Origin of the sequence: Streptosporangium saharense, from assembly GCF_014203715.1 — a bacterium.
Taxonomy (GTDB): domain Bacteria; phylum Actinomycetota; class Actinomycetes; order Streptosporangiales; family Streptosporangiaceae; genus Streptosporangium; species Streptosporangium saharense.
The window spans coordinates 252,583-272,153 of sequence record NZ_JACHJP010000001.1; the positions used below are offsets into that span (position 1 = coordinate 252,583).

The following is a 19,571-nucleotide window of genomic DNA, read 5'->3' on the forward strand; positions in this document are numbered from 1 at the left end:
GCGTTTAGAGTTACTACATGTTGGATCTCAACCGCCTCAAGGCCCTGCATGCCGTGGCCGTGTACGGATCGGTCGGCGCGGCGGCCGACGCCCTCATGGTGACCCCGTCCGCCGTGTCGCAGCAGCTCGCCAAGCTCGAACGCGAGACCGGGGCGACGCTGCTCGAACGCAACGGGCGCGGGGTCCGGCTGACCGACGCGGCCGGGCTGCTCGCCGACCACGCCGAGCGCATCCTCGCGCTGGTCGAGACCGCGGAGGCCGACTTCGAGGCGCTGCGGGGAGCCGTCGTCGGCAGGTTGAGCATCGGAGCGTTCCCGACGGCGGCCCGGGGGCTGCTGCCCGCCGCCCTGGCCCACCTGCAACGGCGCCACCCCGACCTCAGGCTCCAACTGCACGAGCGCGAGCCGGAACGCCAGCTCCGCGAGGTGAGCAGGGGCGAGCTGGACCTCGCTGTCGTCCAGGACTGGATGAACCGGCCGCTTGCCGTCCCCGAGGGACTGTCCAGGGCGATGCTCTTCGACGACGTGGCCGACGCGATCCTGCCCTCCTGCCACCCGCTGGCCGACCGGCAGGAGATCGAGCTGTCCGAACTGTCCGGCGAGCGGTGGATCAGCTCCTCGCCCGGCACGATCTGCCACGACTGGCTCGTCTACACGCTGCGTTCCGCCGAGCTCGAACCCGACATCGCCTGCATGGCCGACGAGTATCCAACCCACCTCGCCCTCGTCGCGGCCGGTCAGGGCTGCGCGATCATCCCGCGTCTCGGCCGTGACTTCGTGCCCGCCGGGGTGCGGATCGTCCCGCTCAGGCCGCGTCCCATCAGGAAGATCTACGCGCTCTGGCGTACCGACGCGGCCCGCCGCCCGGCGATCAGGGCCGCCGTCGAGGCGCTGCGGATCGCCGCCGAGCCCCACCAGCCCGCGGGTACGGCCGAGCCGGTCAGGGAGCCCGTCGAGGGATGACGCACGCGGGCCGGGATCGGCCACGGATGGGCCGTGGAACGGTGAGATCCTGCACGGAACACCGGAAAACGCCGCGAAACCCGGAAGTCGACCCCCTCCGACGCTGGCGTCGCCCGTGTGGCACGGCCACACTGGTCCATCTATGCGCCCTATTCATCCATACCTGTCGGTAGGCTGGCGGCACCATGGCTGAGACGACCGTCGTTCACCTCCTGCGCCACGGTGAGGTGCACAATCCCGCGAACATCCTGTACGGCAGGCTGCCCGGCTACCACCTGTCGGAGACGGGAAAGCAGATGGCCGAGATGGTCGCCAAGTCCGTCGCGGGACGCGACATCACGGCCCTGTTCTCCTCTCCTCTTGAGCGGGCGCAGGAGACCGTGGCCCCGATCGCCTCGTCCTTCGGCCTTGAGCCCACCCTGGACGAGCGCCTCATCGAGGCGGAGAACATCTTCGAGGGCTTCTCGGTCGCCGGGGGCAACGGGGTCTTCCGCAGCCCGCGTCACTACCGCCACCTGTGGAACCCGCTGCGTCCCTCCTGGGGGGAGCGCTACACCGACGTCGTGCGGCGGATGAAGAGCGTGATCGACACCGCCAGAGACGCGGCGCGCGGGCACGAGGCGGTGCTGGTCAGCCACCAGTTGCCGATCTGGATCATCCGGCTCGCGGCCGAGGGCAGGCGGCTGCCGCACGACCCCAGGCGCAGGCAGTGCGCGTTGGCCAGCCTCACGAGTTTCTCCTTCGAGGGGAACCGGTTGGTCAGCGTCGGATACAGCGAACCCGCGGGCGCGCTCGTCAGGCGCCCTGCCGTACCGGGCGCCTGACCGCGCCGGTAGAGTGACTGCTCTACCGGTTGTAGTACAGGAAGACTCAGCCCCTGATGCGCGCAAAACCCTTCGCCGCCGTGCTGCTCGTGGCCGTGTCACTCGTCACAGTGGCCGGATGCGCCGGTAACCAGGGATCCCAGCCGCAGAGCGGGGACACCCGGTTCATCCCGGGAGACGGCAAGATCGTGGTGTTCGAGGCCGCCGACCGTAAGCCCGCGCCCGCCGTCGAGGGCGAGACCCTCGACGGTGCGACCGCCTCCCTCGGCGCGCACAAGGGCAAGGTCGTCGTGCTGAACTTCTGGGCCGCCTGGTGCGCGCCCTGCCGTGCCGAGGCGCCGGTGCTCAAGGACATCGCCGCCAAGACCAAGGCGGCGGGCGTGGAGTTCCTCGGCATCGACTTCAAGGACCGCAAGGCCGAGGCCCTGGCCTTCGAACGCAGCCAGCAGAGCGGCTACCCCAGCATCTTCGACCAGCCGGGCCGGATCGCGCTGGCCTTCCACGGCACCGTGCCTCCCGCCGCGATCCCCTCGACGCTGGTCATCGACCGTCAGGGCCGGATCGCGGCCCGCGCCCTCGGCGCCGTCAAGTACAACGACCTGCTCAGCGTGGTGACCAAGGTCGGCGATGAACGCTGACCTGACCGCGACGGTCGCGAGTGGATCACTGCTGCTGGCGTTGCCGATCGCGGTCGCCGCGGGTCTGGTCTCCTTCCTGTCGCCGTGCGTGCTGCCGCTGGTGCCCGGCTACCTGTCGTACGTGACGGGGATGAGCGGCGACCCGCGCCGCGGCCGGATGGTCGCGGGCACCGGGCTGTTCGTCCTTGGCTTCGCGGTGGTCTTCGTGGCGGGCGGAGCGATCTTCGGCAGCCTCGGCGAGGCGCTGATCACCAACACCGCGGTCATCACGCGGGTGCTCGGCGCGCTGACGATCGTGCTCGGCCTGGCGTTCATGGGGGTGATTCCCGGCCTCCAGCGTGACCTGCGCATCCACCGGGTCCCGGCCGCCGGGCTGGCCGGGGCGCCGCTGCTCGGCGTGGTCTTCGGCCTCGGCTGGACCCCGTGCATCGGCCCCACCCTCGGCGCCGTACTCACCCTCGGCCTCACCGAGGGCAGCGCGGGCAGGGGAGCGCTGCTCGCCTTCGCCTATGCTCTCGGTCTCGGACTGCCCTTCCTGGTGGCCGGACTGGCATACCGTAGGGCACTGCACACGTTCAAGGCGGTTCGCCGCCATTCGCAGCTGATCACCCGGATCGGCGGGGCCATGCTGGTCACCGTCGGCCTGCTGCTCGTCACGGGACTCTGGGGAGAGCTCGTCGCGATCATGCAGGGGTGGATCGGCGGATTCGAGCCGGTGATCTGATGGTGGAGGAAGTCAAGCAGGCCACGCCGGGCCGTACGGCTGAGCGGAGTGAGCCGGGCGGGGACGAGCAGGCCGTACGGCCCGCGTCCTTCGGCGTGCTCGCCTGGGCGCGGTGGTTCTGGCGCACGCTCACCTCGATGCGCACGGCCCTGATCCTGCTGTTCCTGTTCGCCCTCGGCTCGGTCCCCGGGTCGATCTGGCCGCAGCGCGGCGTCTCCGACGCCAAGGTCTCGCAGTACTTCACCGACAACCCCGCCCTGGCCGAGTGGCTCGACCGGCTGTGGCTGTTCGACGTGTTCAAGGCGCCGTGGTTCGCCGCGATCTACCTGCTGCTGTTCCTGTCCCTGGTCGGTTGCGTGCTCCCGCGCGCCGCGACCCACCTGCGCGAGCTGCGCAGGAAGCCCCCGGCGCCGCCGCGCAACCTGTCGCGGCTGCCGCAGAACGCCTCCTTCGACGGCGACCTGACCGTCGAGGAGGCCGCCAAGCGGCTGCGCGGGATGCGCTTCCGGGTGACCACGGGCCCCGGCTGGGTCGCGGCAGAGAAGGGATACCTGCGCGAGACGGGCAACCTGCTCTTCCACATCGCCCTGCTCGGCCTGCTGGTCGCGGTCGGCGCCGGCGCCCTGTACGGCTACCGCGGCAACGTGCTGGTCGTCGAGGGGGAGGGCTTCGCCAACACGGTCGCCGCCTACGACCGCTACATGCCCGGCCAGCAGGTCAACGCCGAGTCGCTCGAACCGTTCTCCTTCACCGTCGAGGACTTCCAGGCCTCCTACATCGCCCAGGGTGAACGGCGTGGCCAGCCACTCGACTTCCTGGCCAAGCTCAAGGTCACCGACGTCCCCGGCGGCCCGCAGCGCGACTACACGCTGAAGGTCAACGACCCGCTGGACGTCGACGGCACGCTGACCTACCTCATCGACCACGGTTACGCCCCGACCTTCAGGATCACCGACGGCAAGGGACAGGTCGCCTTCGACGGCCCGGTGCCGTGCCTGGTGGTCCAGCCCGCGACGTTCACCTCCGAGTGCGTCATCAAGGTCCCCGACGCCCAGCCCGAGCAGCTCGGTCTCCTGGTCGGCTTCCTGCCGACCACGGTGCCGATGAACGGGGAGTGGGTCTCGGTCTTCCCGGGCGCGGCCAACCCGACCGCCCAGGTGTACGGCGCGTTCGCCGGGGACCTCGGGCTGAAGAACGGCAGGCCGCAGTCGGTCTACGAGCTGGACCCGACGAGCCTGAAGAAGATGCGCCCGCTGGTCATGAAGGCCGACCCGCTGGCCGTCGGCAAGAAGCTCGACCTGCCCAACGGCGCCGGGTCGATCGAGTTCACCGGGGTCAAGGAGTGGATCGCCCTCCAGATCACCCACGACCCGGGCCGGATGCCCGCGCTCGTCGCCTCCGTGCTCGCGGTGGTCGGCCTGGTGCTCTCGCTGACCGTCCGGCGCCGCAGGGTGTGGGTGCGGGTCGGCGAACAGCAGGGAAAGGACCGTGGACACGTCGAGATCGGCGGTCTCACGCGCACCGAAGGCAGCGATTTCAGCGAGGAGTTCGCCGGGATCGTCGCCGATTTGAATCCAGGAGTGAACAACGATGCCCGTTGAGGTCGACGTCGGCCTCGCCACGCTGAGCGACCAGCTCACCTTGGCGACCGTGCTGCTCTACATCGTCGCGATGATCGGCTACGCCCTCGACCTCGGCTTCGGCCGGGTCAGGAGCACCGCGAAGGCCAGGGCGGCCGGTGAACCCGCGCTGGTCACGGCCGGAGGAGAGACGGTGGACGCCCCCTCGGCTCCCCGGGAGGGGACGCCCGAGGAGAAGGCGCCGCCCGCTTGGGCGCTGCGGGCCGCCCCGGTCGCGCTCGGGCTGACCTGGCTCGGCTGGACCGCCCACCTGGTGGCCATCCTGACCAGGGGCTGGGCCATCGGCCGGTGGCCGTGGGGCAACATGTACGAGTTCGTGGTCGCGATGTGCTTCGCGGCGGTGAGCGCGTTCCTGTTCATGCACCTGCGCTACCGCAACCTGTTCCTGGGGGCCTTCGTCACGGTCGCCGCCGCCCTGGGGCTCGGTTTCTCCGTACGGTACCTGTATGTGCAGGCCGGACCCGTGGTGCCCGCGCTGAACTCCTACTGGGTCGCCATCCACGTGTCGGCGGCGATCATCGCCAGTGGCCTGTTCATCATGGCGGGCGTGTCCGGCATCCTCTTCCTGGTCAGGAAGGACAGCGCGGTCCGGCTGCCGTCCCGGCAGGACCTGGAGCGGGTCGCGCACCGGGCCATCGTGGTCGGCTTCCCGATCTGGACGTTCGCCGTCATCGCGGGCGCCCTCTGGGCGGACAAGGCCTGGGGCCGTTACTGGGGCTGGGACCCCAAGGAGATCTGGGCGTTCATCACCTGGATCGCGTACGCGGCTTATCTGCACGCCCGCGCGACGGCGGGGTTCAAGGGCAAGGCCGCGATGATCGTGCAGCTCATCGCCTTCGCCTGCCTGATGTTCAACCTGGTCGGGGTGAACATCTTCCTCGGTGGCCTGCACTCCTACGCCGAGGTTCCCGGCTGAGACCGGTTCTTCCCACCCGTCAGGGGGGCGGCCGTGCCGTACCTCCTGACGGGCTTTCGCATGCGCGGTGCCGGGGGCCGGGGTCACCGGGCGCCGCTCACTCCTCGTCGCGCAGGCGCCGCTCCAGGTCCTTGAGGAAGTCGGGGTCGTCGTCGGGACCTCGGGGGACCTCGCGGCGCACGGGCCTGTCGTCGTCCGGCGGGAGGGTGCCCGTGACCCCGGAGGCGCTCGGCCTACCGAGCAGGAGCCAGAACACGCCACCCGCGACGGGCAGCAGCAGAACGATGATCACCCATAGGAGCTTGGGCAGGTTCCTGGTCTCCTCGTCCGGCGTGGTTATCGCGTCGAACAGGCAGTAGAGCCAGAAGGCGAGAATCGCCAGACCGACAAGCAGGGGCATGCCCGAACTGTAAGCCATTCGGCGCCAGGGTGCGGTCGTGGCCCCGATCCAGGTGACTGGCGAAGGTCCACACCGTACGGTGGAGCCTGTTGCCACTTCCTCCTGGGGCGTGTGATGGCGAATTCGGCGGACAAAGGCCGTCATCGACGGCGCTGGTGGCAGCGGAGCCTGCCGCAGCGCACGGAGAGTGTCACTGGCCGGACGGTCCGTGACGCACCGGTAGCGCCCGAGCGGCGGGTGGCCGTGACGGCGCCGGTTGTCGATCGCCCGCAGTACACCTGGCGGGACTTCGAGCTCGACGACGACCGGCCGAGAGCCATGCCGAACCCACCGGACGCGCCCAGGACGGGCGACGGCCTGCTGCACTGCGGACGGCTCGAACGCATCCTGCACCGCCAGTGGGACGCCCGCCAGGGACCGCCGTCGGCCGACGCCGTACGCGCCGTCGAGAGCCTGGCCAGGCTGCCCGAGCTGCTGAAGGCGAAGCTCGCCGAGGGGCTCGACGGCATCTACGTCGGCGCGGGCGGGGTGCCCGACCTCGACGACATGGGCTATCTGCGTGGCGCGCCGCTGCCCTCCGGCCGGGCCACCTGGGACATCTGCGCGGGGGCGTACGGCGACAGCAAGATCGTCGTGGGGGACAGGCCGTCACCGACCCCGGACGTGATGATGCACGAGGTCGGGCACGCGCTCGACGACGTGGACGCGCCCTACGGTGGCTGGGTCTCCGACTCTCCGGAGTTCGCGGCCCTCTACGACAGGTGCGTCCCTATGCTGGCCTCCGGGTTCCACCTTCAGCCGGGAGATCTGGGGCGCAAGGAGTTCTTCGCCGACGCCTTCGCCGCGATCGTCTCGCGGCAGCGTCCCGCCCTGGTGGACATGCTCGGCGGTAACACGAGGCTGGCGCTCGATGTCATGTTGTTCTTCAACCGGCGTTACGGAATCTAGGTGATCTGGGATGTACGTCATCCGGCTCGCTGACGGAACGCTGCGCGTGCCGCAGACCCTGTCCAGCGACGACGGGCGCCTGATCGGCAACGCGTACGTGGAGCTGCTGCCGGGTGACCCGGACTACGACCGGTGGCTCACCGAGGCGCTCACCGAGGAGGAGCTCGCCGAGCGCAGACGGCGCTGGCTTGAGGAGAACGACGATCTGGAACGTGAGTTCCTGGCCTTCAAGGCCGAACAGGACGGTTGACGTCCCTGGGGGCGCCCCGGGTGGGCGGGGCTGCGGCTCGGGGGGTGCGAGCCGTACGACTCCATCGGTGACCCTGCGGCTTTCCGGTGGGGGCCCCGTAGGACCACCGATGGTGTGACGTCATAAGTCGTCAGACACGCGGTGCGTCGCCTGCCGGCCTTTCGGCCGTCAAGACGTCTTCCCCGCGCAGAAGGGCGTGCACTTCCGACTCGCGGAACCGCCGATGCCCTCCGGGGGTACGGATGCTGCTGATGCGGCCTGCCGCGGCCCAGCGTGTAACCGTCTTTGGGTCCACCCGGAAGAGGGCGGCAACCTCTCCAGGCGTCAGCAGACGCTCGCTGCTACTCTCCACAATCTCTCCCCCTCGCATCCCGCTTCCTGCCAGCGGGCGGACAGGTAACCAGTGTGCCGAGCGAAGTCTGATTTATCCGTGCTTTTCAACAAAGATCACGGGTTGTTATCGACTGACTGCCCGATTGTTATATGATAGAGCCTCTTTGAGAGTCTCGTGGGTGTTTCTTTACGAAACTGATCTGTTGTGCACACTAGCAGCGCTCGCGCGCAGTGCGAAGCACCCACTTCCGCCACCCCACCCGTCCCTGAGCAGGCCGAGCACGGGGTGACGTAACCTCAACGCTGTGCATCCCGTCTTCGTTTACACCGTCTCCCGGCTGGGACTCCTGCTAGGGAGCATCGGTGTGCTCTATCTCCTTGGCCTTCGCCAGCCCTTCATCCTGCTGGTCGCCGCATTCCTGGTCAGTGGGGTGGCCAGCTACGTCCTGCTGTCGAAGCAGCGCGACGCGGTGAGTGAGCGATTCACTAAGAATCAGGAGTGATCACGGCAACGGGAACATGCCGACTCGGGCATGGTACTCGTGACCAAGCCGCGTTGTGTCACTACCAACCAGTAACCCTCCGTGATGGGCGAGGAAAGCCTTGACGCCGATTCCCCGGTCTCTCGTGGGGTTCCAGGACAGGGCCTTGCCCGTGCGCGGGTCGATCGCCGAGATTCCCGGCCGTGGGACCGCTCCAGGGCCCGCCGAGTCACGGCCGAGCGGGTTGTCCAGCCAGCGCTGGTGCCCGCCGACGTACACGGCCGCGCCCGTCGCGGCGACCGCGTAGAGCGAGTCGCCCCCGGTGAGGTTCATCCAGGTGGGCCGGATGTTCTCCAGCGAACCCCGGGGACGTGTCTCGAACCGCGCCGCGCTGTCACACGGCTTGTTCGGATCGGCGGGACCCCCGGTCGTGACGACCGCGAAGTAGGAGCCGTCCGGCGCGAAGTCCACCCCGCGCACGTAGGAGGGGAAGACGGCCTTGCACCTGGCAGCGTAGGTCGAGGTCCGCCAACCGGCGACCTTCGCCGGGCGGGAACCGACGTCGACGAGACCGAGCTGCGGCCTGGACAGGCCGTCCAGCGTGGTGAAGTCGCCGATGACCGCCAGCCGGTCCCCGCTCAGCGCCAGCGCGGCGACCTTCGTCCTGCGCCCCCTCGGATCCCCAGGCCGTACGGCGAAGCCCGCGTCGATCACCCCGCTCACGGCGTCGAGCCTGGCCAGTGCCGTACGGCCGACCCCGCTGATCCTGGTGAAGTCGCCGCCGACGTAGAGCTGTGAGCCGGACCTGGCAAGCGCGGTGACCCCGCCCCCGTACGCCTGGGCGCCGAAGCCCGGCACCGGCGTCCCGTCGGACAGACGCAGTCTGACCAGGCCGTTGGTCTCGGCCCCCGAGGCCGCGGGACCCACCGCGGGCAGCCCTGCGGCCCTGGCCCCGGCCGCCATCTCGGTGAACTCGCCCCCGGCGTACACGGTGCCGTCAGGCCCGTCCACGAGCGCCCTGACCTGCCCGTCCAGCTCCGGCGCGAAGCCCGGCAGAACACGCCCCGTGACCAGGTCGTAGGCGAAGATATTGGACCGCTCCAAGGTGGTCGTGCCCCGGGCGTCGCTCACCCTGCTGAAGGACCCGCCGACCACCACGGTCCTGCCGACGAGCGCGATGGCGTTGACGATCCCGTTGAGCACGTGGGGGGTGGTGTCCACCGGGTCCGCGGAGACGACCCGCGTATGCCGTACGGTGCCCGCCTGCGCGGGCGAGGCCGCCCAGGGCGGCAGAAGAACCATTGCTGCGACCAGCGCCAAGGCGCTCCTGGTAAACATTCGGTAATTCCTAGCAGACCCACAGTGATCGAACCGTCGCTTTACGTAGATCCCACGACCTCACCGATGCCTGGGGCTGAGGGGTTTTGGGGTACTGGTGCCGTGCGTGGGGGTACGGCTCGGCTCTCCTGGCGCCGTGCGTGAGGGTGTTCGGGGTACCGGTGCCGTGCGCGAGGAGTGTCGGCTTGGGCGCGTCGGTGAGCTGGACTGAGGAGCGACGGAGCGAAGCGGAGGAGCGACGAGGGAAGTCACCGACTTGAGGCGCCCAAGCCCGCGGCGCCGCCAGGCGCCGCAAAGAGGCAGGGCGCAAAGAGAATTACTCTTGTGCTCATGACGCGCGCTTCGCTGGACAAGCAGCCGCATGAGGTCGCCGCGATGTTCGATCGCACGGCCCGGCGGTACGACCTGGTCAATGACGTTATCTCCCTTGGCCAGGTCAGGCTGTGGCGCAAGGCGGCCGCGGCCGCGGTCGACGCGGGCCCCGGCGAGCTGGTCCTCGACCTGGGCGCGGGCACCGGCACCTCGACCGACACCTTCACCACCCTCGGGGCGCGGGCCATCGCCTCCGACTTCTCGCTGGGCATGCTGGGCACCGGGGTACGGCGGCGCGGCGGTTCCGGCATCCACGGCGGTGGGGTTCGCGGGGTCAGTTTCATCGCGGGTGACGCGTTGCGGCTGCCGTTCGCCGACGAGGTGTTCGACGCGGTGACGATCTCGACGGCGCTGCGCAACGTGCAGGACACCGGGCAGGCGCTGCGCGAGATGCTGCGGGTGGCCAAGCCGGGCGGGCGCCTGGTGATCCTGGAGTTCTCCCACCCCACGCTGCCCGCGTTCGACCTGGTCTACTCGCAGTACCTCATGCGGTTCATGCCGCAGGCCGCCAAGCTGTTCGGCTCGAACGACGACTCCTACGAGTATCTGGCCGAGTCGATCAGGGACTGGCCGGACCAGGCGGCGCTGGCGAAGATCATCCAGGGCGCGGGCTGGGAGCGGGTCGCCTGGCGTAATCTCGCTCTGGGCATCGTGGCCCTTCACCGTGCATATAAGCCCGCGTGAACATTGACAGGCGATAGCCGTACCCGCCTGACACTTCTTGCCGCAAAGGGGTTAGACTTCGGCGCGACAAGTTTGTGAAGGTCTTCACAAAGGAACGAAAGGCCCCACTCCGAGGCCCTCAAAGCGTGTAGGACAGGACAGGTCCCGTGACCGTGCCAGCCGCCGTACAGCGGAAAGTCGCTGAGGCTGACGCCGACGTCATCGTCGTCGGCGCCGGGCCCGCCGGTTCGACAACCGCTTTCCATCTCGCACAGGCCGGGCTTGACGTCCTGTTGCTCGAGAAAACCACCTTTCCCCGCGAGAAGGTCTGCGGTGACGGGCTGACGCCCAGAGCTGTCAAGCAGCTCATCGCGATGGGCATTGACATCGACGCCCCCGGTTGGGTCAGGAACAAGGGCCTGCGCGTGGTCGGCGGTGGCAGGCGTTTCGAGCTCGACTGGCCCGAACTGGCCAGCTACCCGGACTTCGGGCTGGTCCGCACCCGCCAGGACTTCGACGAGATCCTCGCGGACAACGCGGTGCGTGGCGGGGTCCGCCTGCTGCAGGGCGTCAACGTCACCGGCCCGATCCTCGACGACCGCAGCGGTCACGTGGTCGGCGTGGTCGCCAAGAAGGACGACGAGGAGGTCACCTACCGATCCCGCCTCGTGGTCGCCGCCGACGGCAACTCCACCCGCATCTCACTGGCGATGGGGCTGCACAAGCGCGAGGACCGCCCGATGGGCGTGGCCGTGCGGACCTACTTCACCAGTCCGCGTCACGACGACGACTACCTTGAGGTCTGGCTGGAGCTGTGGGACGGCGAGACGCTGCTGCCCGGCTACGGCTGGGTCTTCGGCGTCGGCGACGGCACCTCGAACGTGGGCCTCGGCCTGCTGAACACCACCGAGGCCTTCAAGGGCATGGACTACCGCGACCTGCTCAGGCGCTGGGTCAAGGGCATGCCCGAGGAGTGGGGTTTCAGCGAGGAGAACATGACCTCCCCGATCAGGGGGGCGGCGCTGCCGATGGCCTTCAACCGCCAGCCCCACTACACCCGGGGTCTGGTGCTGGTCGGCGACGCGGGTGGCATGATCAACCCGTTCAACGGCGAGGGAATCGCCTACGCGATGGAGAGCGGTCACGTGGCCGCCGAGACCATCGTCCAGGCGCTCGGCCGTACGACCCCGGCACAGCGTGAGCGCGTGCTGCGGGCCTATCCGCAGACCTTGAAGGACGCCTACGGAGGCTACTTCACGCTGGGCAGGGGCTTCGTCGAGCTGATCGGGCACCGAGGGGTGATGGACTTCGCCACCCGGCACGCGCTGCCGCATCCTCGCCTGATGCGCTTCGCACTCAAACTCCTTGGTAACCTCACCGACCGACGAGGCGATGCGTCCGACCGCATCATCAACGCTCTGTCGAAGGTCGCGCCATCGGCATGACCTCAGCAAACGTCAAGAACGTGGAAGCAAGAGCGATGATCGCCCTGCCTAGACTTGCACAACGACCTGCACAAGCCGCACAAGGAAACGACCTGATGAGCTGCGCGCCGGCGCGCGTGGAGATGGGAGAGGAGGCGTAGCGATGGAGTTGTACGCACCCATCCTGGTGCTCGCCGTTCTCGCGGCGGGATTCGCGATCTTCTCGGTGACGATCGCGCCCTTCACCGGTCCCAGGCGCTGGAACCGCGCGAAACTCGACGCCTACGAATGCGGGATCGAGCCGACCCCCCAGCCGGTCGGTGGTGGTCGCTTCCCGCTGAAGTACATGATCACCGCGATGCTGTTCATCGTGTTCGACATCGAGATCATCTTCCTCTACCCGTGGGCGGTCGCCTTCGACCAGCTCGGGATCTTCGGACTGATCGAGATGGTGCTGTTCATCGTCACCGTGCTCGTGGCCTACACCTACGTGTGGCGCCGCAAGGGTTTGGACTGGGACTAGACATGGGTCTTGAAGAGAAACTTCCGAGCGGGTTCATGCTCAGCACGGTCGAGCAGGTCGCGGGCTGGGCGAGGAAGAACTCCGTCTGGCCGGCGACCTTCGGTCTCGCCTGCTGCGCCATCGAGCTGATGTCGACCGGCGGTCCCAAGCACGACCTGGCGCGCTTCGGTATGGAGCGCGCTTCGGCGTCTCCGCGCCAGGCCGACCTGATGATCGTCGCGGGCAGGCTGTCGCAGAAGATGGCGCCGGTGCTGCGCCAGATCTACGACCAGATGGCCGAGCCCAAGTGGGTCATCGCCATGGGCGTGTGCGCGTCGAGCGGCGGCATGTTCAACAACTACGCCATCGTGCAGGGCGTGGACCACGTCGTCCCCGTCGACATCTACCTGCCCGGCTGCCCGCCGAGGCCCGAGATGCTCATCGACGCGATCGTGAAGCTGCACGACAAGATCCAGAACACGAAGTTCGGCGCGCATCGCGCCAAGCAGATCGACGAGCTCGAACTGCAGGCGCTGCGGGCGCTGCCCCTGATCGACCAAGGGAGCGCCAAATGAGGTGCCGCGACGGCCGGCCCCGCGCGACGGACGAGGAGCGGTGAGGGACCGACATGAGCAGTGACAACCTCCCCGGGGTTCCCGAGGAGCCGATCGCCCGGACGGGCATGTTCGGCGCCACGGGGACCGGTGACACCTCCGGCTACGGTCGCCTGGTCGTACGGCGCAAGCCCGAGCTTTCGACCCCCCGCCCCTACGGCGGCTACTTCGACACCGTCGCCGACGAGCTTGAGCGCGCGCTCGGCGCCGAGCTGGCCGACGCGGTCGAGCGTGTCGTCGTCGATCGCGGCGAGCTGACCTTCCACGTCAGGCGGGAGCGCCTGGTCGAGGTCGCCAGGACCCTGCGCGACGACCCGGCGCTGCGGTTCGAGCTGTCGCTCGGTGTCTCCGGCGTGCACTATCCCCACCTTGAGGGGGAGGAGCTGCACGCGGTGATCCACCTGTGCTCGATCACCCACAACAAGCGCCTGCGGCTTGAGGTCTCGTGCCCCGACGCCGACCCGCACATTCCCTCCACGGTCTCTGTCTACCCGACGCACGACTGGCACGAGCGTGAGACCTGGGACTTCTTCGGGATCGTCTTCGACGGCCACCCGGCGCTGACGCGCATCATGATGCCGGACGACTGGGACGGGCACCCCCAGCGCAAGGACTACCCGCTCGGCGGTATCCCGGTCGAGTACCGCGGCGCCGAGATCCCCGCGCCCGACCAGAGGAGGTCGTACTCGTGAGTGCTCCGTACGAAGAGATCACGGACGCCACCGAGGGCAAGGTCTACACCGTCTCGGGCAACGACTGGACGGAACTGGTCGAGACCCTCACCGGGCAGCAGGACGAGCAGCTCGTCGTCAACATGGGTCCGCAGCACCCCTCGACGCACGGCGTGCTGCGCCTGGTGCTGAACCTCGACGGTGAGACGGTCACCGAGGCCCGCACGGTCATCGGCTACCTGCACACGGGCATCGAGAAGAACATGGAGTTCCGGACGTGGACCCAGGGGACCACGTTCGTCACCCGCATGGACTACCTGGCGCCCATCTTCAACGAGACTGCCTACTGCCTGGGCGTCGAGAAGCTGCTCGGCATCACCGACCGCGTCCCCGAGCGGGCGCAGGCCATCCGCGTGATGATGATGGAGCTGACCCGCATCTCCTCGCACATGGTGGCCATCGGCACCTTCGGCATGGAGCTCGGCGCGACGACGCCGTTCCTCTTCGGGTCCCGCGAGCGCGAGATGGTGCTCGACGTGATGGAGTACATCACCGGCCTGCGGATGAACATGGCCTACATCCGGCCCGGCGGCGTCTCGGTTGACCTGCCCGCGGGCGCGGTCGACAAGGTCGGCGAGCTGCTCAAGATCATGCCACAGCGCATCAAGGACATGCGCAAGATGCTCGACGCCAACCCGGTCTACCTGGCCAGGACCAAGGACGTCGCCTACCTCGACCTCACCGGCTGCATGGCGCTGGGGATCACCGGGCCGATGCTGCGGGCCGCGGGCCTGCCGTGGGACCTGCGCAAGTCGCAGCCCTACTGCGGCTACGAGACCTACGAGTTCGACGTCCCGACCGAGAGGACCGCCGACGTCTACGGCCGCTACCTCGTGCGGATGGCCGAGATGGAGCAGTCGCTCAAGATCATCGAGCAGGCGCTCGACCGCCTGTCCGGGCCGCTCAAGGGCGACCGGGTCATGGTGGACGACAAGAAGATCGGCTGGCCCGCGCAGCTCGCGCTCGGTCCCGACGGCCTGGGCAACTCGCCCGACCACATCGCGCACATCATGAGCGGTTCGATGGAGGCGCTGATCCACCACTTCAAGCTGGTCACCGAGGGCTTCCGGGTCCCGGCGGGGCAGGCGTTCGCCTCGGTCGAGTCGCCGCGAGGTGAGCTGGGCGCCCACGTGGTCAGCGACGGTGGCACCCGGCCGTACCGCGTGCACTTCCGTGACCCGTCCTTCACGAACCTGCAGGCGGTGCCCGCGACCTGCGAGGGTGGCATGGTCGCCGACGTCATCTCGGCCGTGGCCTCGATCGACCCCGTCATGGGAGGGGTTGACCGGTGAACGAGGAAAGGAACGAGGAGGGGGGCGCGACCGTGGGCACAGGGTACGCACCGGAGGTCCGTGAGCGCCTTGAGCGCGACGCCAAGGAGATCATCGGCCGGTACCCCCGGCCGAGGTCGGCGCTGCTCCCGCTGCTGCACCTGGTGCAGTCGGAGGACGGCTACGTCTCCGACGCGGGACACGAGTTCTGCGCCGAGATGCTGGGCCTGAGCAAGGCCGAGGTGGTCGGCGTCTCCACCTTCTACACGATGTACAAGCGCAGGCCGATGGGTGACTACCACGTCGGGGTGTGCATCAACACGCTGTGCGCCGTCATGGGCGGCGACCAGATCTGGGACGAGCTGTCCGAGCACGCCGGGGTCGGCCACGACGAGGTCACCCCGGACGGGAAGGTCTCGCTGGAGCGGCTTGAGTGCAACGCCGCCTGCGACTTCGCCCCGGTGATGATGGTCAACTGGGAGTTCTTCGACAACCAGACGCCCGAGTCGGCCAAGCAGCTCGTCGACGACCTGCAGGCGGGCAAGGAGGTCTCGCCGACCCGGGGCCCGAAGAGGCTGTGCACCTTCAAGGAGGCCTCGCGGGTGCTGGCGGGTCTGCCCGACGGCCAGGCGGGGGACGGCCCCTCCGCGGCGGGCGCCTCCCTTGAGGGCCTGAAGGTCGCCAAGGCCAACGGATGGAAGGCACCTGAGCCATCATGACGACTCTCACCCCGGTCCTGACGGCCAACTGGGACCAGCCGGACTCCTTCACCCTGGACGGCTACGGTGACTACTCGGCGGCCAGGAAGGCGCTGGGCATGGACCCGGACGCCGTCATCCAGGCCGTCAAGGACTCCGGTCTGCGCGGCCGTGGCGGTGCGGGCTTCCCCACCGGCATGAAGTGGGGGTTCATCCCCCAGGGCGACGGCAAGCCGCACTATCTCGTGGTCAACGCCGACGAGTCCGAGCCGGGAACCTGCAAGGACATCCCGCTGATGATGGCGAACCCGCACGCGCTGGTCGAGGGCGTCATCATCGCCTCCTACGCCATCCGTGCCAACCACGCCTTCATCTACGTGCGCGGCGAGGTGCTGCACGTCATCCGCCGCCTGCAGGCCGCGGTCGCCGAGGCGTACGCCAAGGGTCTGCTCGGCAGGGACCTCTTCGGCACCGGGTTCGACCTGGAGCTGGTGGTCCACAGCGGCGCGGGCGCCTACATCTGCGGCGAGGAGACGGCACTGCTCGACTCGCTTGAGGGACATCGCGGCCAACCTCGCCTCAAGCCCCCCTTCCCGGCCGTGGCGGGCCTGTACGCCTCGCCAACCGTCGTGAACAACGTGGAGTCGATCGCGAGTGTTCCCTCGATCATCGCGAACGGGGCCGACTGGTTCGCGGGCATGGGCACCGAGAAGTCCCAGGGCTTCGGCATCTTCTCGCTGAGCGGCCACGTCACCAGGCCCGGTCAGTACGAGGCGCCGCTGGGCATCACGCTCCGCGAACTGCTCGACATGGCGGGCGGCATCCGCGCCGGGCACCGGCTGAAGTTCTGGACCCCCGGCGGGTCGAGCACGCCGATCTTCACCGACGAGCACCTGGACGTCCCGCTCGACTTCGAGTCGGTCGGGGCCAAGGGGTCCATGCTCGGCACCCGGGCACTGCAGATCTTCGACGAGACGACCTGCGTGGTGCGGGCCGTGATGCGCTGGACCGAGTTCTACGCGCACGAGTCCTGCGGCAAGTGCACCCCGTGCCGCGAGGGCACCTACTGGCTCAAGCAGGTGCTCAAGCGGCTGGAGAAGGGACAGGGCACCGAGGAGGACCTGTCCACGATCACCGACATCGCGGACAACATCCTGGGCCGCTCCTTCTGCGCCCTGGGCGACGGCGCGACCAGCCCCATCCACTCGTCGGTCAAGCACTTCAGGGACGAGTACCTCAAGCACTTCGAGATCGGTGGCTGCCCGTTCGACCACGCCCCCTCAACGGTCTGGGGGAACAGGTGAGCGGGCGGTACACAACCGGCAAGCACAGCACCGTTTCGGTCATGAGGCCGACGGAGGAGGCGCCATGACCGTCGAAGCGACCACCCCGGCGCAGACGCCGGTAGAACTGGTAACCCTCACCATCGACGGTTTCCAGGTGAGTGTCCCGAAGGGCACGCTGATCATCCGAGCGGCGGAGCTGCTCGGCATCCAGATCCCCAGGTTCTGCGACCACCCGCTGCTGGACCCGGCGGCCAACTGCCGTCAGTGTCTGGTCGACATCCCGGACGCGGGCAACGGCAGGGGCTTCCCGAAGCCGCAGCCGTCCTGCGCCATCGAGGTCGCCCCCGGCATGGTCGTGCAGACCCAGCTCACCTCGCCCGTCGCCGAGAAGGCGCAGCGCGGTGTGATGGAGCTGCTGCTGATGAACCACCCGCTGGACTGCCCGGTCTGCGACAAGGGTGGCGAGTGCCCCCTGCAGAACCAGGCCATGTCCAACGGCCAGGGGGAGAGCCGCTTCCAGGAGAGCAAGCGGACCTTCCCCAAGCCCATCGCGCTGTCCACCGAGGTGCTGCTGGACCGCGAGCGCTGCGTGCAGTGCGCGCGCTGCATCCGCTTCTCGGACGAGATCGCCGGTGACCCGCTCATCGAGTTCTTCGAGCGCGGGGCCAAGGAGCAGGTCAGGACCGCCGACGGCGAGCCGTTCGAGTCCTACTTCTCCGGCAACACCGTGCAGATCTGCCCGGTCGGCGCGCTCACCGGCGCGGCCTACCGCTTCCGGGCCCGTCCGTTCGACCTGGTGTCCACGCCCAGCGCGTGCGAGCACTGCTCGGGCGGCTGCGCGCTGCGCACCGACCACCGCCGGGGCAAGGTCACCCGCCGTCTGGCCGGGGACGACCCCGAGGTCAACGAGGAGTGGAACTGCGACAAGGGTCGCTGGGCCTTCACCTACGCCACCCAGCCCAACCGGCTGAAGACCCCCCTCGTCCGTGACGAGGAGGGCCACCTGGTCCCGGCGTCCTGGCCCGAGGCGCTGGCCGTCGCGGCCCGCGGCCTGGCCGCGGCGCGCGGCAGGGCGGGCGTCCTGGTCGGTGGCAGGGTCACCGTCGAGGAGGCGTACGGCTACGCCAAGTTTGCCAGGATCGCGCTCGGCAGCAACGACGTCGACTTCCGCGCCAGGCCGCACTCCGTCGAGGAGGAGCGCTTCCTGGCGCACGCGGTCGCAGGGCGGGGCATCGAGATTCGCTACCGCGACCTGGAGAGCGCCCCCGCGGTGCTCCTGGTCGGCTTCGAGCCCGAGGAGGAGTCGCCGGTCGTCTTCCTGCGACTGCGCAAGGCGTGGCGCAAGAAGGGCCTGAAGGTCTTCTCGGTCGCGCCGTTCGCCACCGAGGGCCTGGCCAAGATGGGCGGCACGCTCGTGCGCACCCTGCCGGGCGAGGAGACCGCGGCCGTCGAGGACCTCATCTCCGGCGTCTCGCCGATCGCCGGTGAGATCAGGCGCGAAGGTGCCGTCATCCTCGCCGGTGAGCGGCTGGCCACCGTGCCGGGCGCTCTTTCCGCTCTGGTACGGCTCGCGGACGCCAGCGGCGCCAGGCTCGCCTGGATCCCGAGGCGGGCGGGGGAGCGCGGCGCCGTCGAGGCGGGCGCGCTGCCGAACCTGCTGCCCATCGGCAGGCCGATCGACGACGCCGAGGCCCGCGCCGAGGTGGCCAGGGCCTGGAACGTCTCCTCGCTGCCCTCGACCCCGGGCCGTGACACCTCGGCCATCCTGACGGCGGCGCTCGGCGGCGAGCTCGACGCCCTCGTCGTGGCCGGTGTGGACCCCTACGACCTGGCCGACCCCGAGGCCGCTCTCGCGGCCCTGGAGAACACCCCGTTCATCGTGAGCCTCGAACAGCGCCCGAGCGCGGTCACCGACCGCGCCGACGTCGTGCTGCCGGTCGCCGCGGTGAGCGAGAAGGCCGGCACGTTCGTCAACTGGGAGGGGCGCGGCCGTACGTTCGAGGAGGCGGTGCCGGTCCCCGGCATCATGAGCGACCTGCGGGTCGTCTCCGCGATCGCCGACCACATGGACGTCCACCTCGGTCTGCCCGACCCCGCCTCCGCCCGGCGTGAGCTGGCCGCGATCGGCGCCTGGCGTGGCCCAAGAGCCAGCGCGCCGAACGTCGGGGCCTCCAGGACCCCCGCCCCCAAGCAGGGCGAGGCGATCCTGGCCACCTGGCACCGGATGCTCGACGACGGCCGCCTGCAGGACGGCGAGCCGTACCTCGCGGGCACCGCGCGTGCGGCGGTCGCGCTGGTCTCGGCGGCGACCGCGGCCGAGTCGGGTCTCGCGGACGGCGGCGAGATCACCGTCACCGCGGAGGGCGGCTCGGTGAGCCTGCCGGTCCTGGTCGCCGACCTGCCGGACCGGGTCGTGTGGCTGCCCACGAACTCCGCGGGCCGTTCGGTGACCCGCGACCTGCGCGCCACGGCCGGTGACGTCGTCAGGATCGGCGCCACGAGCGCCGCTGACGTCGTGAGCGCCGTCCGCGAAGTGATTGAGGAGCGGTGAGCGA

21 protein-coding genes are annotated in these 19,571 nt (G+C 69.3%); 18 read left to right on the forward strand and 3 right to left on the reverse strand.

Features of this window, described 5'->3' with window-relative positions; all coding sequences use genetic code 11:
• Positions 1-17: 17 nt before the first annotated feature.
• The 6 genes from FHS44_RS01210 (at position 18) to ccsB (ending at position 5,704) form a co-directional block, all read left to right on the forward strand.
• Entirely contained in the window at positions 18-962 is a 945-nt protein-coding gene (locus FHS44_RS01210) for a LysR family transcriptional regulator (protein WP_184711983.1), read from the forward strand.
• A 185-nt stretch (positions 963-1,147) separates the two neighbouring features.
• The gene (locus FHS44_RS01215; RefSeq protein ID WP_184711984.1) at positions 1,148-1,786 is read left to right on the forward strand and encodes a histidine phosphatase family protein; all 639 of its coding nucleotides are present in this window, start codon (positions 1,148-1,150) and stop codon (positions 1,784-1,786) included.
• Positions 1,787-1,842: 56 nt separating this feature from the next.
• On the forward strand, positions 1,843-2,424 hold the full coding sequence (locus FHS44_RS01220) for a TlpA family protein disulfide reductase (RefSeq protein ID WP_184711985.1): 582 nt from the start codon (positions 1,843-1,845) through the stop codon (positions 2,422-2,424).
• Positions 2,414-3,148 carry a cytochrome c biogenesis CcdA family protein gene (locus FHS44_RS01225; RefSeq protein WP_184711986.1) on the forward strand — a complete coding sequence of 245 codons (735 nt, stop codon included), beginning with the start codon at positions 2,414-2,416 and terminating at the stop codon, positions 3,146-3,148. Before FHS44_RS01220 ends, FHS44_RS01225 begins: the two co-directional genes overlap by 11 nt.
• A complete protein-coding gene (gene resB, locus FHS44_RS01230) occupies positions 3,148-4,749 on the forward strand; it encodes a cytochrome c biogenesis protein ResB (RefSeq protein ID WP_184711987.1) in 1,602 nt (533 codons plus the stop codon). The genes FHS44_RS01225 and resB overlap by 1 nt, the downstream gene beginning before the upstream one ends.
• Positions 4,739-5,704, forward strand: a complete 966-nt coding sequence (gene ccsB / locus FHS44_RS01235; protein ID WP_184711988.1) for a c-type cytochrome biogenesis protein CcsB — start codon at positions 4,739-4,741, stop codon at positions 5,702-5,704. Before resB ends, ccsB begins: the two co-directional genes overlap by 11 nt.
• A 97-nt stretch (positions 5,705-5,801) precedes the next feature.
• Here the strand turns inward: ccsB and FHS44_RS01240 are convergent, their stop codons facing one another.
• Positions 5,802-6,104, reverse strand: coding sequence for a PLDc N-terminal domain-containing protein (locus FHS44_RS01240; RefSeq protein ID WP_246435039.1), 303 nt, complete (start codon positions 6,102-6,104; stop codon positions 5,802-5,804).
• Between the two features lie 243 nt (positions 6,105-6,347).
• Here FHS44_RS01240 and FHS44_RS01245 point away from each other — a divergent pair, with 243 nt between their 5' ends.
• Positions 6,348-7,052 carry a hypothetical protein gene (locus FHS44_RS01245; protein WP_312863495.1) on the forward strand — a complete coding sequence of 235 codons (705 nt, stop codon included), beginning with the start codon at positions 6,348-6,350 and terminating at the stop codon, positions 7,050-7,052.
• A gap of 10 nt (positions 7,053-7,062) precedes the next feature.
• Positions 7,063-7,302, forward strand: a complete 240-nt coding sequence (locus FHS44_RS01250; protein WP_184711991.1) for a hypothetical protein — start codon at positions 7,063-7,065, stop codon at positions 7,300-7,302.
• 130 nt (positions 7,303-7,432) lie between these two features.
• On the opposite strand, the gene FHS44_RS01255 is transcribed toward FHS44_RS01250, so the two are convergent.
• On the reverse strand, positions 7,433-7,672 hold the full coding sequence (locus tag FHS44_RS01255) for a BldC family transcriptional regulator (protein WP_184711992.1): 240 nt from the start codon (positions 7,670-7,672) through the stop codon (positions 7,433-7,435).
• A 268-nt stretch (positions 7,673-7,940) separates the two neighbouring features.
• Between FHS44_RS01255 and FHS44_RS01260 the strand changes: the two genes are divergently transcribed.
• On the forward strand, positions 7,941-8,138 hold the full coding sequence (locus FHS44_RS01260) for a DUF4229 domain-containing protein (protein WP_184711993.1): 198 nt from the start codon (positions 7,941-7,943) through the stop codon (positions 8,136-8,138).
• On the opposite strand, the gene FHS44_RS01265 is transcribed toward FHS44_RS01260, so the two are convergent.
• On the reverse strand, positions 8,139-9,419 hold the full coding sequence (locus tag FHS44_RS01265; RefSeq protein WP_246435041.1) for a delta-60 repeat domain-containing protein: 1,281 nt from the start codon (positions 9,417-9,419) through the stop codon (positions 8,139-8,141).
• A gap of 366 nt (positions 9,420-9,785) precedes the next feature.
• Here FHS44_RS01265 and FHS44_RS01270 point away from each other — a divergent pair, with 366 nt between their 5' ends.
• The 9 genes from FHS44_RS01270 to FHS44_RS01310 all read left to right on the forward strand — a co-directional run bounded on the left by FHS44_RS01270 (position 9,786) and on the right by FHS44_RS01310 (position 19,567).
• Positions 9,786-10,511, forward strand: a complete 726-nt coding sequence (locus FHS44_RS01270; protein ID WP_184711995.1) for a demethylmenaquinone methyltransferase — start codon at positions 9,786-9,788, stop codon at positions 10,509-10,511.
• Between the two features lie 146 nt (positions 10,512-10,657).
• Positions 10,658-11,935 (forward strand): geranylgeranyl reductase family protein, encoded by a 1,278-nt coding sequence (locus tag FHS44_RS01275; RefSeq protein ID WP_184711996.1) that lies wholly within the window; start codon positions 10,658-10,660, stop codon positions 11,933-11,935.
• A gap of 142 nt (positions 11,936-12,077) precedes the next feature.
• Positions 12,078-12,437, forward strand: coding sequence for an NADH-quinone oxidoreductase subunit A (locus tag FHS44_RS01280; RefSeq protein WP_184711997.1), 360 nt, complete (start codon positions 12,078-12,080; stop codon positions 12,435-12,437).
• A gap of 2 nt (positions 12,438-12,439) precedes the next feature.
• Positions 12,440-12,991, forward strand: coding sequence for a NuoB/complex I 20 kDa subunit family protein (locus FHS44_RS01285; RefSeq protein ID WP_184711998.1), 552 nt, complete (start codon positions 12,440-12,442; stop codon positions 12,989-12,991).
• A gap of 53 nt (positions 12,992-13,044) precedes the next feature.
• Complete coding sequence (locus FHS44_RS01290) at positions 13,045-13,722, forward strand: NADH-quinone oxidoreductase subunit C (protein WP_184711999.1); 678 nt, start codon at positions 13,045-13,047, stop codon at positions 13,720-13,722.
• Between the two features lie 17 nt (positions 13,723-13,739).
• Positions 13,740-15,053: an NADH-quinone oxidoreductase subunit D gene (locus FHS44_RS01295; RefSeq protein WP_376771572.1), complete on the forward strand. Its 1,314-nt coding sequence runs from the start codon at positions 13,740-13,742 to the stop codon at positions 15,051-15,053.
• Positions 15,050-15,751, forward strand: coding sequence for an NADH-quinone oxidoreductase subunit NuoE (gene nuoE / locus FHS44_RS01300; protein ID WP_312863496.1), 702 nt, complete (start codon positions 15,050-15,052; stop codon positions 15,749-15,751). The genes FHS44_RS01295 and nuoE overlap by 4 nt, the downstream gene beginning before the upstream one ends.
• Positions 15,748-17,034, forward strand: a complete 1,287-nt coding sequence (gene nuoF / locus FHS44_RS01305) for an NADH-quinone oxidoreductase subunit NuoF (RefSeq protein WP_184712001.1) — start codon at positions 15,748-15,750, stop codon at positions 17,032-17,034. Before nuoE ends, nuoF begins: the two co-directional genes overlap by 4 nt.
• A 64-nt stretch (positions 17,035-17,098) precedes the next feature.
• Positions 17,099-19,567, forward strand: coding sequence for an NADH-quinone oxidoreductase subunit G (locus FHS44_RS01310; protein ID WP_184712002.1), 2,469 nt, complete (start codon positions 17,099-17,101; stop codon positions 19,565-19,567).
• Positions 19,568-19,571 lie beyond the last annotated feature (4 nt).

What these genes read in the sequence shown, in the direction of transcription:
- FHS44_RS01225 (WP_184711986.1), top strand. Translation starts at nt 2,414, where the DNA reads ATGAACGCTGACCTGACCGCGACGGTCGCGAGTGGATCACTGCTGCTG.
- FHS44_RS01250 (WP_184711991.1), top strand. Translation starts at nt 7,063, where the DNA reads ATGTACGTCATCCGGCTCGCTGACGGAACGCTGCGCGTGCCGCAGACC.
- FHS44_RS01280 (WP_184711997.1), top strand. Translation starts at nt 12,078, where the DNA reads ATGGAGTTGTACGCACCCATCCTGGTGCTCGCCGTTCTCGCGGCGGGA.
- ccsB (WP_184711988.1), top strand. Translation starts at nt 4,739, where the DNA reads ATGCCCGTTGAGGTCGACGTCGGCCTCGCCACGCTGAGCGACCAGCTC.
- FHS44_RS01215 (WP_184711984.1), top strand. Translation starts at nt 1,148, where the DNA reads ATGGCTGAGACGACCGTCGTTCACCTCCTGCGCCACGGTGAGGTGCAC.
- resB (WP_184711987.1), top strand. Translation starts at nt 3,148, where the DNA reads ATGGTGGAGGAAGTCAAGCAGGCCACGCCGGGCCGTACGGCTGAGCGG.
- nuoF (WP_184712001.1), top strand. Translation starts at nt 15,748, where the DNA reads ATGACGACTCTCACCCCGGTCCTGACGGCCAACTGGGACCAGCCGGAC.
- FHS44_RS01210 (WP_184711983.1), top strand. Translation starts at nt 18, where the DNA reads ATGTTGGATCTCAACCGCCTCAAGGCCCTGCATGCCGTGGCCGTGTAC.
- FHS44_RS01310 (WP_184712002.1), top strand. Translation starts at nt 17,099, where the DNA reads ATGACCGTCGAAGCGACCACCCCGGCGCAGACGCCGGTAGAACTGGTA.
- FHS44_RS01270 (WP_184711995.1), top strand. Translation starts at nt 9,786, where the DNA reads ATGACGCGCGCTTCGCTGGACAAGCAGCCGCATGAGGTCGCCGCGATG.
- FHS44_RS01290 (WP_184711999.1), top strand. Translation starts at nt 13,045, where the DNA reads ATGAGCAGTGACAACCTCCCCGGGGTTCCCGAGGAGCCGATCGCCCGG.
- FHS44_RS01255 (WP_184711992.1), bottom strand. Translation starts at nt 7,672, where the DNA reads ATGCGAGGGGGAGAGATTGTGGAGAGTAGCAGCGAGCGTCTGCTGACG.
- FHS44_RS01240 (WP_246435039.1), bottom strand. Translation starts at nt 6,104, where the DNA reads ATGCCCCTGCTTGTCGGTCTGGCGATTCTCGCCTTCTGGCTCTACTGC.
- FHS44_RS01285 (WP_184711998.1), top strand. Translation starts at nt 12,440, where the DNA reads ATGGGTCTTGAAGAGAAACTTCCGAGCGGGTTCATGCTCAGCACGGTC.
- FHS44_RS01265 (WP_246435041.1), bottom strand. Translation starts at nt 9,419, where the DNA reads ATGGTTCTTCTGCCGCCCTGGGCGGCCTCGCCCGCGCAGGCGGGCACC.
- FHS44_RS01220 (WP_184711985.1), top strand. Translation starts at nt 1,843, where the DNA reads ATGCGCGCAAAACCCTTCGCCGCCGTGCTGCTCGTGGCCGTGTCACTC.